Origin of the sequence: Mesorhizobium sp. YL-MeA3-2017 (genome assembly GCF_030814575.1) — a bacterium.
GTDB classification, from domain to species: Bacteria; Pseudomonadota; Alphaproteobacteria; order Rhizobiales; family Rhizobiaceae; genus Mesorhizobium; species Mesorhizobium terrae.
The window spans coordinates 254,176-266,664 of record NZ_JAUSVH010000002.1; the positions used below are offsets into that span (position 1 = coordinate 254,176).

Consider the following 12,489-nt stretch of genomic DNA (forward strand, 5'->3'; position numbering starts at 1 on the left):
CGGCATGAAAGTGGCCCAGACGCGTGTTGAAAGCGACATATCCGGCCTATTCTCAACCGATCGCCGCAAGTTCGGCACCGAGGCCCACCGACGTGCCAGCCTCGACCCTCAGACTTATCCGGCCTGACTTCGGCGCGACGACGCGCGTTTCCATCTTCATCGCTTCCATAACTGCGACAACGTCGCCCTCGGCGACTTCAGCCTCGTCCTCAACCAGCCACTGCTGCAAAGTGCCGGGAATCGGTGCGATTACGGAGCCATCCCCGGCTGCAGGCACTGGCGCCGTCGACATTGGCGATGCGCGCAAGCCGGAAAAGAGGGCGGCCGGAAGACCTAAAGTGTGGCGCCGGCCGTCAATCTCAACGAAGCTTCTCAAAAAGCCGCCTTCAACCGGGTCGACCCTGGCGGCCGGATCCACACCTCGAAATTGCGTCTCGATCCAATTGGTGAATACGCCAAATCCGTCTTCGCCCGTGAAATCACGCTCCTCCAGCACGGCGCGATGAAAAGGCAAAACCGAGGCAACCCCTTCGATGACGAATTCGGCCAGCGCCCGGCGGGCATGCGTCAGCGCCTGCTCGCGGGTTGCGCCGGTCACGATCAGCTTGGCCATCATCGAGTCGTAGAGGCCAGGGATCTCCGAGCCCGATTCAACACCCGCATCGACACGCACGTTCGGGCCAGATGGAGCTCGAAAGCGCGTGATCAGACCCGGAGTAGGCAAGAAACCCCTGCCGGGGTCTTCGGCATTGATGCGAAATTCAATTGCATGACCTCGCGGTTCAGGCGTCTGCTTGACTGACAGCGGTTTGCCATCGGCAATCCGCAACTGCTCAATCACAATGTCGATGCCGGTAGTTTCTTCGGTGACAGGGTGCTCAACCTGAAGGCGAGTGTTGACTTCCAGGAACGAGATGACGCCGTTCTGCGAGAGCAGGAACTCGACCGTGCCGGCGCCGCTGTAGCCGGCTTCCGCGCAGATCGCCCGGGCGGCGTCGTGGATACGGGCGCGCTGTTCGTAGCTTATGAAGGGGGCAGGGGCCTCTTCGACAAGCTTCTGGTTTCGTCGTTGCAGCGAGCAGTCGCGGGTGCCGAGCACAACGGTGTTGCCGTGGCTGTCGGCTATGATCTGTGCCTCAATATGACGTGGTCGGTCGAGAAATTGCTCCGCATAGCATTCGCCGCGACCGAAAGCCTCCGTTGCCTCACGCACGGCTGATTCGAAGAGTTCGCCGACTTCCTCGAGCCGCCGCGCGACTTTCATGCCGCGGCCACCGCCACCAAACGCCGCCTTGATGGCGAGCGGAAGGCCCGCTTCCCTGGCAAAGGCGACTGCTTCTGCCGCAGAGGCCAGGGGCCCATCAGAACCCTTGACGAGGGGGGCGCCGACCTTGGCTGCAATGCGCCTGGCTTCGACCTTGTCGCCGAGGGCCGTGATGACATCTGGAGCCGGACCCACCCAGATGAGGCCGGCATCGATCACCGCCGCGGCGAATTCAGCGCGTTCCGACAGAAAGCCGTAACCGGGATGGACGGCGTCCGCGCCGGAACGGCGGGCAATGTCGAGGATCTTTTCGATGTTCAAGTAAGTCTCGGCCGGGCGACCGGGGCCCAGCCCATAAGCCTCATCGGCAAGCTCCACATGAAGTGAACTCGCATCCGCATCGGAGTAGATTGCTACCGAGATCGCGCCATAGTCCCGGGCAGCGCGAGCAATGCGAATGGCGATTTCTCCGCGGTTGGCGATGAGGAGCTTCTTCATCGATCTGTTTCCTCTGTCTGCGGATCAACGACCGCAACTTGCTTAAAACGAATGCGGGCGCCGATCGGGATCTGGCCAGCCAAGTCCAGATGATACGATGCGATCACGCCGATGACAGGGTAGCCCCCGGTCAGCGGATGGTCGGCGAGGAAGACCACCGGTTGGCCGCTATGCGGAACCTGGATGGAGCCGGTCGCCGTCCCTTCCGAGGGAAGCTCCGCCGCGACGCTGCGCTCGAGCGGCACAACACCCGCAAGCCGCATGCCGATGCGGCTTGATTCCGCAGTGACCTGCCAATCCTGGGCAAGCAGAGTGTTTATCCCCTCTGGGGTAAACCAGTCGGCTCTTGGACCGAGCACGACATCGAGAGTGACGGTATCGCTCGCGCGTGGCAGGGGCTGCAGCTTAGGCCGGCCAGGATCGACAGCTCCGGTCGGCAGATTTGCGCCTGGCAGAACCTGTCCAGCCACGATCGGCTCCGGACCTATCTTTGCCAGTGTATCGGTTGACGCAGAGCCAAGGACTGGAGCGACGGCGAAGCCGCCGCGCAGCGCCACATAGCTGCGCATGCCCTCGCTTGGTGGACCGATCGCAAGCTCGTCACCGGGATCGAGCGCAAACGGGTGACCAAAAGGCGCATCAATTTGCCGACCGGCCGCCGTGCGAATGGTGAGAGGGCCACGTGCTCCCGACACCGCAACCGTGACGGCTCGGTCGGTCTTGACGGCGAAGCCGCCGAAGGTGATCTCAACGGCAGCAGCTTCGGGCGCATTGCCAACGCATAGATTGGCCTCGCGAAGCGCCCTGCGGTCGAGCGCGCCGGCCTCCGATACGCCCTGGTCGGCCCGCCCCGGCCGACCCAGATCCTGGTACAGAGCAGGACGGTCGGCGCGTGTTACAAACAGACCGCCGCTGCGAGGCGCTGCTTGCTCTTGCGGAGGTGGCCGTTGGACGCGCGACAATGTGCTGTTGTCCGTCACCTCATGGAATCGAACCCTGTCGCCGGGCGCGAGCAGAGCGGCGCGTTCGCGTGTTGTGTCCCACATGCGCAAGGGCGTGGTTCCCAGGAGTTGCCAACCCCCTGGACTGTCGGATGGATAGATGCCGCCAAAACGGCCAGCGAGTGCCACAGAGCCCGCCGGTATCCTGACACGCGGGCTTTTTCTTCGCGGCACGTCAAAACCCGGATCATCGCACGTCATATAGGCAAAGCCTGGTGCGAAGCCGGTGAAAGCGACGGTGAAGGTAGCCTCGGTGTGACGGCGGATGACTTCCTCGACCGTCCACCCGAGATACTCTGCAACGTCAGCCAGGTCCTCGCCGTCATATTTTACAGGTATTTCGAACGTATCGCCCTGGCGGACCCTGCGCATCGAAAGATCGATCTGCCCGACCGCGGCAGCGACCCGCTTGCGGGTCGTGGCAAATGGATCAAAGCGGATCATGACAGTGCGGGCGGCCGGAACAATGTCTGTTACTCCCTCTGGCCGCGAGGCAAGCAGGCCATCCAGAAGTGTCAGTGTGGTTTCCAGATCCTCGAGCTCGACGAGGATACACTCGCTGCCCGCCGGCAGGAAGCGCAAGCGCTCAGCCACGGTTCGCGCCGCCATCCATGCTGGTGAACGCCTTCAGCTGGACCCCGCGAGCCGCGAACTCGTCTTTGAGCATGTGGGCGATCGAGATGGCAGCAGGCGTGTCGCCATGGACACAAATTGATTGGGCTTCCAGTGTTATATCAGTGCCGTCGATCGCAGTCATGCGCCCCTCGGTCACCAGACGCAGCATCCGCTCCGCGACGGCTTTCGGCTCGTGGATCACCGACCCCGGCAGCCGCCGGCTGACAAGGCTGCCATCGGCATTATAGGCACGGTCGGCAAACGCCTCGCACACGACAGCCAGTCCGGCGGCCCTTGCCTGGTCGACGATCGGCGCGCCAGCAAGAGCCATCAGTGTCAGGGAAGGATCAATAGCCTTTATCCCGGCGATCACGTCGGCCGCCTGGCGCGTGTCGTTCGCTATGGTGTTGTAGAGCGCACCGTGGGGCTTTACGTAACGGACTGTCGTTCCCGCCGCCCTCGCAAGGCCCTGCAAGGCGCCGATCTGGTAGATCGTGTCGCCGATCAGTTCGGCACTTGAGGGATCCATGTTGCGCCGTCCAAATCCGACGAGATCGCGGTAGCCGACATGCGCCCCGATCGAGATGTCGCGGCTCGCGGCCTCGCGCAGCACTTTGAGAATACCTTCCGGGTCGCCGGCATGAAACCCGCACGCGATGTTTGCGCTGGTGACGATATCAAGCATGGCGAGATCGTCCCCCATGCGCCAAGGTCCGAAACTTTCGCCCAGATCGCTGTTGAGATCGATGCTTGCCAACTGACAACCTCTACGATTGCAATGCCTCACTATTGTTGAATATCATACCATGGATTGTTCAACAATATCGAGTGAGCAGAATCATGGCCCGGTAATCGCGGGCCGGGCCGACAGGAACCGAAATGACCAGACACATGGTGGAACCAGACGACCAGCCGCTCGCGGGAAAGGTCGCGTCCAGGATCAGGGAAATGCTGATCGATGGCGATCTTGCCCCTGGCGAAAAGCTTTCCGAGCAGCACGTCGCGTCATTGTTTGGCATCTCGCGCAACACCTTGCGCGAGGTTTTCCGGTTGCTTACCAGCCAGAGCCTGCTGACCCATATCCCCAACCGCGGCGTTTTCGTCGCTGCCCCCGACGAGGTCTGCGTCATCGACATCTATCGGGTGCGTCGAGTGATCGAGCTTGGCGCATTGCGGGCGGCCAGCCGCGGCCATCCAGCGGTCGCGCGCATGAACACCCTGGTCGCCGAGGCGAAGGAAGCTCAAAAAAACGGCGACTGGCGGCGCGTGGGAACCTTCAATATGGAATTTCACAGGGCAATCGTGGAGCTTGCAGACAGCCCAAGATTGAATGCCTGCTTCGAAATGATCCTGGCGGAGCTGCGGCTCGTCTTCGGCCAACTCGAAAACAACGCTCATCTGCACGAACCTTTTGTGGAACTCAACGCCTCGCTCGTTACCCTCATTGAGACCGGCATGATTCTTGAGGCGGTGGATCGACTGGAAGCATACCTGCTTCAGTCGGAGCGAATGGTGTTGGCGGCCCTTCAGCGCCGGGGCAACCAGGACCGGTGACCGCCGCGGGCTTGTTAAGTCCCCGCCGGTACACGCGGTTCGAGGTCCCAGCGCGGTTCGAAGGGAGTTCGACGGTCCTGTCGCACCCATTGAGGCTGGCCGTAGATGGAGGCACCGCCATCAACAAGCAGTGACGCGCCGGTTATGAAACACGCGGCTTCGCTGGCAAGAAAATAGACTGCCTCGGCGACATCTTCGGTCTGGCCGATGCGACCGAGCGGCGTATCCGCAAGAACTGCTTCCAGCCGCCCAGGTTCGGCAAGCGTCTGGCGGGTCATGGCAGTGTCCACGATTCCCGGAAGGACCGCGTTCGCGCGAATGCGATAGACGCCGAGTTCGGCCGCCATGGTGCGGATGAGCATCAACAACGCGGCTTTGGTCGCGTTATAGGCGCCTGTCTGATCGGTATGGTAAAGTGCCAGACAGGATGAGATGACGACGATACTGCCACCGGCTCGCTGCTCTGCCATTACCCGAGCGACGGACTGGCAGGTGTGGAAGGTCCCGCTCAGGTTCACATCGACATGTCGGTCCCAGACCTTCTCGGGCATGTCTAGAAAGCTCGCAAGCCGAGCATATCCGGCGTTGGCAACCAGTGTCCCGATTGGGCCGAGATCGGATCGGGCCTGCGCTACAGCTGCATCGACGGCGCCTCGATCGCATTGGTCGGCGAAATAGACGCCAACGCTGGTCGCTCCCAAGGCTTTGAGTTCGTCGGCAAGCGCGGCAAGCGACTCATCGGTGCGATCCAGCAACGCGACGGCACGGCGATCCATCGCAAAGCGCCTTGCGAGCCCACGTCCGATGTCGCCCGCCGCGCCTGTTACAATCACAGCCGAAGAAGAGGTCATTTTGGGTCTCCTAAAGCCCGCGGCTCAGAACCGGGTCACAACGATGCCGTCTGCGAACGCGCCTTCCGCAACTGAAAGGGCTTTGAAATGGTTGAGACCGCGTCCGAACGGGATGGCCTCGACGCCGTTGGCCCCGGCCGGCACATTGCCTTCGAGCAATGCAAGCGCTGCAGCGGCCATGCCTATCCCCGTCCCACGGCTCATCTCGCTGTCATCCGTGATTGTGTGCATAACGACCGGCCTGTCACCTTCGAGGCCGATGACGTTGATCTGGGTAAAGGCGGGGCGCTCCCGAGATGGATTGGCATTATGCCGAGACCATAGCAGCTTCCAAAGCACCTCTATGGGCTGGACCGTCTGGCCGCCGATTTCGACGGTTAGATCGTCATGAGCGAAGCCAATCCGGCCAAGCGTCGAAAATGCCTGGTTGGCCCACGCCGGATACAGCGAGCCTTTGCATTGTATCAGCCTGAGATCAGGTCTGTAGCGCGCCAGCGTCAGCGGTTCGGGGTGGGCCGTATCGTAGGCTTCGATCCTGCCAAACGGGGCCGGGACGTCGAATGACATGGCTGTCTGAGGCTGGAATCCCTTGGTATACTCCATTCGCCCTTCGCGCCAGATCGGGCAGGGCGCCACGGTCATGTGAAGCATATGACGAAGCACGGCCAAGCCGCCCGGATCGCGCTCACGCGTGATCCACACGACCTGGATCCCGTCCACGTTCTTGTTGGACTGGAGGATGTCGCAAGCCAGCCAATTCGAGATCCCCGGCGAATTGCCGCCGCCGGTGATCACCGGCACCCCCCGCTCGCAAGCGGCTTGGTGAAGGTCCAGGATTGTCCGCGTTCCCTCGGCATCGTCGCAGACGTCGATGTAAGCGGCGCCAGCCGCAATTGCCGCACGAGCGGCCGCGTCTGACCCGACGAAGAATGGGCCGGCGAAATTCAAGACCAAATCCACGCCCGCGGCGTCGAGACCAGCTCGCGAAATGTCGCGCAATTCTCCTTCAATACGGACTGGGTCCGCGGCAACGGCAAGCTTGAGGCTTTCGGGAGATCGATCGACGATCTTGAAGCGGGCGTCTGGGATTTGGCGAGCAAGCATGCCGAGCGCACTGCGCCCCATATGTCCCGCTCCGACAAGCAAAATGACACGGCTCATGACGCCTCCTAAAACGAACGTTAATTCATAAAGTTACCCTTCTCTTTCGTCAAGTCCGGCAATGGTCGAGCAACGGCACGTGCGTTTAAGTATGGTGCTTTGATGGCGTTCGCCGCAATGCGCTCCTGCTTGACAGACGGCGTCGTGTTCATTAACGATCGTTCACATAGAAACAAGGAGGTTCTTGCGATGGCTCGGAGGCCTAACACAGTGAACTGGGAGCGAGTGAACCAATGGGTCGCCCGCGAAGGCGTGCAGGCAAACTGGCAAGTCTACGGTGCGCCAGCGATCATGTCGGTCGATAAGACTGCCTTTTCGGATGCCGAGCCGATGCCTCGCTGGGCCGAGCCCGAGAAGCTGATCCTGTCGGTGGCGATCAACGGCGCGTTCTTTCGCAAGGACGAGAATCCCAATCAGCCAATCTCTTCGCAAGAGATCATCCGCTCGGCACAAGAGTGTATCGACGCCGGCGCGCAGATCATCCACATCCACGCCCGCGACGGGCGCGGTTATAACGTGCTGGACACCGGCCTCTTCAAGGAGACGCTGACCCATCTTCGGCGCCAGAACAACCATATCGCGCTCGATGCTTGCCTCGTTGCGGTCAACGACGAGGAGGAAAAGATGATGAGCGAGATGATGTCGCTGGGCGTCATGGAGGGCGTCCCGGTAAACGCCACCTCGATCATCCTTGGTGACAATCGGTTTGTGAAATCACCGGCGGCCATGATCGAGAAGACGCGCCGCGCGCTCGCCCAGGGCCTGACGCCCCAGATCGCGGTCTATTCCGACGCTGACATCGACAACGCCCGGCGCTACCTGATCGACAGTGGACTGATTCAGGGTCCTTTGAACTGGCTGGTGCTGCCGGGCCTGCCCGGCTGCAGCCCGACCTACAGCCCCGAGACAATGATTGATGGCTTCATGCGCCTGGTCCGGCTCATTCGCCATATCGATCCTCAATCGGTTATTGTCGCCTGCACGGGCGGTCGCTCCAGCAGCTACCTCGCAACGCTTGCGATCCTTCTGGGTGTGCACGTTCGTGTCGGCATGGAAGACACGGTATGGAAATGGCCGCACCGGGACGACAAGATCCAGAGCAATGTCGAGGTATTCCGTCAAATCAGCGGTATCGCGTCGGCTCTGGGGCGCGACCTGATGGGCGCGGACGAATATCGCAAGCTGATGACGCTGGCCTCATAGTCGGGAGGTCAGGCCGATCGGATCCGTGGACGAGCTGACGAGCTGGAGGGAAATGGGCGCCATGCCATTGAACGCGGTCGTGACCGGTGGGTCGAAGGGGATCGGTTTTGGCATTGCGGCCTGCCTTCTGGCGCGAGGTTATGCCGTCACGATCGCAGGCCGCAACGAAGCGGATCTCGCGGCGGCCGTTTCAAAGCTGGAACCACTTGGAATCATCGAGGCGGTTGCCGCCGACGTGACGAGTGAGGACGATGTCGAGCGCCTGATGGCGCGCTTCGACGATCCAGCAAGGCCACTGTCGTTGCTGGTCAACAATGCGGGAGTGTCACACTATAAGACCCTCCTGAGGATGGACTTGGAACGCTGGCGCTCGGTCCTCGATATCAACCTCACGGGCGTCTTCCTCAGCCTGCAAAGGGGAGCGCGGCGCATGCGGATCTCGGGCGGGGGTGCCATCGTCAACGTCGCCTCGATCGACGCTGCCGGAACCGATGGCCGGCAGTCCGCTTACGGTGCGGCAAAAGCCGGCGTCGTCAACCTGACGAAGACCGCGGCGGTCGAGCTTGCGCCATACCGCATCCGCGTCAATTCGGTCAGCCCCGGCTGGACGCTGACTGCCATGATAGACGATCATGTCGGCGAGGCTGCCCGTCGCCATATGAGGGAGAGCTTCTCGCGCGTTCCTCTCGGCCGGCTCGTCGAGGTCGACGAGATTGCGCGCACCGTTGCGTTTCTTGGCAGCGATGAGGCGAGCGGGATAACCGGCATCGATGTCCCGGTCGACTGCGGCACGCTTGCCAATCTCTACATCGCCGAGACGCTGCCCAAGGAATGATGCGGTCCGATCGATGAGCACGCGCGAGATTGCGTTAGTCAGCGGTGCAGGCTCGGGGATAGGGCGTGCCGTTTCGCTCGTCCTCGCGGCTCGTGGCGCGCATGTCGGTGTCCTTGATCTTTCGCGCGAGAATGCCGAGGAGACGGTCGCCTTGGTGGATGAGGCGGGGGGGACTGCAACGCCGCTTGCGGCCGATGTGAGCAATCTGGAGAGTTTGGCGAGCGCCATAGACTCCTTCGCGCATTCAGGCGAGGGGCTCGACACCGTGATTGCGGCGGCAGGCGTCGCGCGCGGCGGCCTTATCCAGCGCATGTCCGAGGCCGCTTGGGACCATGTCATTGACGTCAATCTGAAGGGAACGTTCCTGCTGGCGCGGCAAACCCTGCCCCTCTTGCAGCGTCGCGGCGGAGGGGCATTCGTTGCCGTCAGCTCGGACGCGGGTGTTATGGGATCCGTCGCCTACGGCGCGTATTGCGCCTCCAAGCATGGCGTGATCGGCCTCGTCAAGGCCATGGCCTTGGATCATGGGCGCGAAGGCATTCGCTCCAATGTGGTGTGCCCCGGTTTCGTCGACACACCGATGGCGCAGCGCATCTTCTCGAAAGCCCCTCCTGGAACCCGCGCCGCCTTCGAGAAGGCCGTTCCCATGGGCCGCTTTGCAGCGCCCCAGGAGGTGGCTGCGGTGATAGCTCATCTATCCTCTCGCGAGGCCGCCTATACCAATGGCTGCGTCTATCTGGTCGACGGGGGCAGCAGCGCCGGTCATCTGATCGGTCAGTGCCTAAATGACGGAACCGGTTCTTGATCTGGAATGAAGTTGTGAGCGAGCAGATTTATCCAACCATCGTCCACGCCTTGGTGGAGCGGGCCAAGTTGCTCCCGCAAGCTGTGGCGCTAACGGCCGCGGACGAGGAACTGTCCTATGCTCGTCTCCAGGCGGAAGTGGAGGCGGCCGCCTTGCGTCTGGTGAGGCTTGGAGTGGCGCGCCAGGAACGTGTCATCGTCGTCGGCGACAACACGTGGCAATGGGTCGTAGCCTATCTGGCGATCCTTCGTGTCGGCGCAATTTCCGTTCCGATGAACAACCGGTTGGCTCCCGCGCAGGTGGGCGACCTCGGGACATTGCTGGATGCGCGAATTGCACTGGCTGACGATGCGCACAGCCACATGTTCGGCGATTGCCTTGGCCTGCAGGTATTCTCGATCAATGGCACTGTGGCGGCTCCGTTTTCTTCCGTTGATAAAGCCTCCGCTCTTCCCGGAATGCCTGATCCGGCGGACGACGCCGTCATCAGCTTCACGTCAGGAACCACGGGCACGCCCAAGGGTGCGGTGATCAGTCATGATGGGCTGCGCAAAGCATCCCAAGTGTATGTCGATCTCATCGGGGCAAATGAGCAGTCATCAACGCTCATTGTTGCCCCGCTTTTCCACAACACTGGCTTTGTCGACCAGCTCGGCACGATGTTGCTTTGCGGCGGCCGTGCCGACCTTCTGCTTCGCTACCGCACGCAAGATGCCATAGCCGCGTGTCGTCGCAGGCCGACGACTTTTGTGACCGCGGTGCCGAGTGTTCTCCGAATGATGATGACGGCGGAGGGAGCCGACGCCGTCTATGGTCCGGCCAAGGACGTCTTGTTCGGCGGTTCTCCGATGCCTGCGCCCTGGTCGCTGGAAATGCACAATCGTTGGCCAGGCCTGCGGCTATGGCACGGCTATGGACTGACGGAGTTCACCTCCTGCTGCACGATACTGCCGGCGGAGTTGATCCTGACTTACGGCGATTCAATCGGATATCCGGCACAAGGCGTGGAACTGCGCCTTGTCGGAGAGGACGGTAAGGATGTCGCCGACCACACCGTCGGCGAGATCTGGGTCGCCGGCGACACGCGCATGCGCGAGTACTGGCGCCGACCGGACGTCACCGCCGAAAAACTGAGCGGGCGCTGGCTGCGCACCGGGGATCTGGCGGAACGGCGGGAAAAAGGGCTGCTCTATCATGTCGGACGCCGCGATGACGTCATCAACCGCGGTGGCGAAAAGATCCTTCCCTCCTTCATCGAGGCGGTGATGGCCGAGGTTCCCTCGATAGCCCAAGCCGCGGTTTTTGCTGTGCCGCACGAGGTGCTTCAAAACAGCGTGATGGCGGCTGCTGAACCGCGCCCGAACCTGACGGTCGACGTTACGGAGGTTCGTGAATTCCTGCGCCATCGGCTGCCGGGCTACGCCGTGCCGGAAGACATCATCGTCAGCACCGATCTGCCGCGCACGGCGTCGGGCAAGCTCGACCGCCGCGCGATCCGCGCCGGCTACCTGGAATCCCACAAGGAACCGAAATAGGAGGCCACCAGATGGCAAGGAAGTGGAAGGCCGTTGTCATAGGCGCGGGCGGCTCGCAGGCGCAGGCCATGCTGCGGGCTCTGGCGCGTGGTGGGGCAACGCAGAGCTGGCTGGCGATAGACCGCGCCTGGCGTCCCGAAACCAAAGATGCGGCTGAAGCCATGGGGTTCGTCATCCAGCAGATGGATGCCCTGGCCGACCCCGGCCAGCTCGACGAATTGCTCTCGCACACCGATCTCGTCGTCAACATGGCTGGTCCCTACTACAGGACGGGCACCGCGATCCTCGACCGGGCGATCGCCAACAGGACAAACTATCTCGACATTTCGGACGATGCCGACGTCACGATCCCGATGCTCACCCGAAACGCGGCAGCAGAGGCGGCCGGCATCTCCGCGCTGATCGGCATGGGATCCTCCCCAGGCACAACGAACATCCTCATCAGGGCCGCCGTCGACAAGCTTGGGCCGGCGGACGACGTCGACATCTACTGGACCGTTGATCTGGCCGACATGACCAATGCCGCGGTGAGGCATTTCTGGCATTGCTTCAATCTCGTGGACCCCGACGGCAGCACGCATGATGTCGCGGGCTGGGACCAGCTTGAATTCCGCGACATTGATTTTCCCGACCCCGTCGGCCGTCAGCGGCTGGTGCGGCTTGCCCACCCCGAGCCGATAACGGTTCCAAGATACTTGCCGGTAAAACGGGCTTCAAATTTCGGCGGCCTCAATCCCGAAGAGGCTTTGATTACTGGCTGGTGTTTGGCGCATATCGCCGATGAACGCAGGACCAAGGGCAAGCTGACTGACGCGGCCGTCGATCTTTTCTTGCATTATCGCGACCAGCGCGCCGGCGCCGCGCGCATTGGCAGTGGCCTGGTCATCGATATCCACACAAATGGCAACGGATTGCGTTTTGCCTCCGGAAGCGATGGTGGCATGGACGATTCGACAGGCATCCCAGCAGCCGTCGGCGCGATCCTGCTGATGCAAGGCCGTATCGATCGAAAAGGTGTATTCCCGCCCGAGATCGTCTCGCCCAAGGACTTCTTCTCGGTCCTGCGCGATGTGAGCGTCGGCGGTGGCGGCCTGACCTTGTCTACCCTTGCAAATGGCATGGCGGGCGAGCGAATGAGGATCAGGGACCTGCTTGCCTGAGCAGGTC

At 62.0% G+C, this 12,489-nt stretch carries 11 protein-coding genes; 6 read left to right on the plus strand and 5 right to left on the minus strand.

What is annotated here, in order from left to right; genetic code table 11:
- Nucleotides 1–52: 52 nt before the first annotated feature.
- Genes QFZ88_RS27295 through QFZ88_RS27305 form a run of 3 tightly spaced genes read right to left on the minus strand, consistent with a single transcriptional unit; the run spans nt 53 to nt 4,135 of the window.
- Nucleotides 53–1,762: an acetyl/propionyl/methylcrotonyl-CoA carboxylase subunit alpha gene (locus QFZ88_RS27295; RefSeq protein ID WP_065997151.1), complete on the minus strand. Its 1,710-nt coding sequence runs from the start codon at nt 1,760–1,762 to the stop codon at nt 53–55.
- Nucleotides 1,759–3,357: an urea amidolyase family protein gene (locus QFZ88_RS27300; protein ID WP_065997413.1), complete on the minus strand. Its 1,599-nt coding sequence runs from the start codon at nt 3,355–3,357 to the stop codon at nt 1,759–1,761. Before QFZ88_RS27300 ends, QFZ88_RS27295 begins: the two co-directional genes overlap by 4 nt.
- Nucleotides 3,350–4,135, minus strand: a complete 786-nt coding sequence (locus QFZ88_RS27305) for a LamB/YcsF family protein (protein WP_065997150.1) — start codon at nt 4,133–4,135, stop codon at nt 3,350–3,352. Before QFZ88_RS27305 ends, QFZ88_RS27300 begins: the two co-directional genes overlap by 8 nt.
- 122 nt (nt 4,136–4,257) lie before the next feature.
- Here QFZ88_RS27305 and QFZ88_RS27310 point away from each other — a divergent pair, with 122 nt between their 5' ends.
- Nucleotides 4,258–4,932: a GntR family transcriptional regulator gene (locus QFZ88_RS27310; RefSeq protein ID WP_083237657.1), complete on the plus strand. Its 675-nt coding sequence runs from the start codon at nt 4,258–4,260 to the stop codon at nt 4,930–4,932.
- Between the two features lie 14 nt (nt 4,933–4,946).
- On the opposite strand, the gene QFZ88_RS27315 is transcribed toward QFZ88_RS27310, so the two are convergent.
- Nucleotides 4,947–5,783, minus strand: coding sequence for an SDR family NAD(P)-dependent oxidoreductase (locus QFZ88_RS27315; RefSeq protein WP_065997148.1), 837 nt, complete (start codon nt 5,781–5,783; stop codon nt 4,947–4,949).
- 24 nt (nt 5,784–5,807) lie between these two features.
- Nucleotides 5,808–6,944, minus strand: a complete 1,137-nt coding sequence (locus QFZ88_RS27320; protein WP_065997147.1) for a saccharopine dehydrogenase family protein — start codon at nt 6,942–6,944, stop codon at nt 5,808–5,810.
- Between the two features lie 210 nt (nt 6,945–7,154).
- Here QFZ88_RS27320 and QFZ88_RS27325 point away from each other — a divergent pair, with 210 nt between their 5' ends.
- The 5 genes from QFZ88_RS27325 (at nt 7,155) to QFZ88_RS27345 (ending at nt 12,482) form a co-directional block, all read left to right on the plus strand.
- A complete protein-coding gene (locus QFZ88_RS27325; RefSeq protein WP_245317457.1) occupies nt 7,155–8,147 on the plus strand; it encodes a 3-keto-5-aminohexanoate cleavage protein in 993 nt (330 codons plus the stop codon).
- 61 nt (nt 8,148–8,208) lie between these two features.
- Nucleotides 8,209–8,982 (plus strand): SDR family NAD(P)-dependent oxidoreductase, encoded by a 774-nt coding sequence (locus tag QFZ88_RS27330; RefSeq protein WP_179654246.1) that lies wholly within the window; start codon nt 8,209–8,211, stop codon nt 8,980–8,982.
- Nucleotides 8,983–8,995: 13 nt separating this feature from the next.
- Complete coding sequence (locus QFZ88_RS27335) at nt 8,996–9,787, plus strand: SDR family NAD(P)-dependent oxidoreductase (RefSeq protein WP_065997143.1); 792 nt, start codon at nt 8,996–8,998, stop codon at nt 9,785–9,787.
- On the plus strand, nt 9,784–11,322 hold the full coding sequence (locus tag QFZ88_RS27340) for a class I adenylate-forming enzyme family protein (RefSeq protein WP_065997141.1): 1,539 nt from the start codon (nt 9,784–9,786) through the stop codon (nt 11,320–11,322). Before QFZ88_RS27335 ends, QFZ88_RS27340 begins: the two co-directional genes overlap by 4 nt.
- Before the next feature lie 11 nt (nt 11,323–11,333).
- Nucleotides 11,334–12,482, plus strand: a complete 1,149-nt coding sequence (locus tag QFZ88_RS27345; RefSeq protein ID WP_065997139.1) for a saccharopine dehydrogenase NADP-binding domain-containing protein — start codon at nt 11,334–11,336, stop codon at nt 12,480–12,482.
- Nucleotides 12,483–12,489 lie beyond the last annotated feature (7 nt).